1 protein-coding gene is annotated in these 1,401 nt (G+C 66.0%); it reads right to left on the minus strand.

The features are described 5' to 3' along the window. Nucleotides 1-187 precede the first annotated feature (187 nt). On the minus strand, nt 188-1,348 hold the full coding sequence (locus tag ACX9I7_RS32595; protein ID WP_459389399.1) for an IS701 family transposase: 1,161 nt from the start codon (nt 1,346-1,348) through the stop codon (nt 188-190). Nucleotides 1,349-1,401 lie beyond the last annotated feature (53 nt).

Here is a 1,401-nt window from a genome sequence, read left to right on the forward strand (position 1 = left end):
TAGTACTGCAACGGTGCTTGTCGTGATGGTTGGGTAGTTTCTGGTGGTGTGTGGCCGCGTCGTTTGTAGTGGCTGGTGCGGGCTTGGTGTTGTCGTCTGCGTCGCCAGCGTGACCAGTGCAGGACGTGGTCGATGTTCGGGCGGGGCCGGGTGAGCCGGTGGATCAGGTGTCGGATCTCGGGCAGGCTCAGGGGCATGAGCTGGGAGGATCCGTTTCTGCTTTCCCGGTGTCGAGTTCGCGGGCCCGCAGAACGGTGAGGCAGGCGTGGGCGGCCATGGCCAGGGTCATGTGGCGGTGCCATCCGTCGTAGCGGCGGACCTGGTAGTCGTCCAGGCCGCATTCCTGTTTCGCGGTCTGGAAGCACTCCTCGACCGCCCACCGGCTTCCCGCGACGCGGATCAGCTCATCCAGTGTGGTCTCGGCCGGGCAGTAGGCGATGTAATACGAGATCTCGTCCGGCCTGCGGACACTTCGGCGGGCGATCACCCAGTGTCGGCGGTCCTCGCGGTGCCAGGGACGGACCTCGACCCTCGCCCAGTCGTAGACCCGCGGGCCATGGGCCCCGTTCCCGCACGAACGACGCTTCCACTTCTGCCTTGGCAGCCCGGGAAACAGGTCGTGGACGGGGTGGTCCATGGCCCAGCTGGTGACGACGGTGTCGTGCCGGGTGGTGGCCATGACGTGGAAGACATCGGCCCGCTCCAGCTCGGACCGCCAGCCTTTGGAGAAGCCGTAAGCGGCGTCCGCGGTCACCCACCGGAACGGGATCTTGTCCGCAACGGCCCGGCGGACCATCGCCCTTGCGGTGACGACCTTTGTCTCGAAGCCGACCGTGTCCCCGATGCCCGCGGCCCGACACCGTTCACGGTCATCTGTCCACGACGTGGGCAGATACAGGCGGCGGTCGATCAACGTGCGGCCCCGGCCGCCGGCATAGGCGAGGAACACCCCGATCTGGGAATTCTCCGTCCGGCCGGCGGTGCCGGAGTACTGACGTTGGACGCCGGCCGAGCGGACACCCTTCTTCAGGAAACCTGTGTCGTCCACGATCAGCACCGCTTCCGGGTCGCCGAGATGCTCGACGACGTAGTCCCGCACGTCGTCGAGGACCTCATCGGCGTCCCAGTCGATCCGGTTCAGCAGCCGGTGGATCCGGTCCGGACCCGCATGCCCGGCCTCCTCGGCCAGTGTCCAGCCGTTCTTCCGTTCCAACGGAGCGACCAGTCCCCGCATATAGGCAAGAGCCGACTCACGTGGCTCCGACCTGGAGAAACGGTGCACGAAACGCTCATGCAAAGCCTTCAGTTCACCAGCCCACGACCGGGCATCAGCAAGTTCCCCACCCATGAACTGAACAACGACCCACCTGCCCAACTGTCACGACAAGCACCGTTGCAGTA

The sequence above is a fragment of the Streptomyces sp. L500 genome, assembly GCF_054551825.1.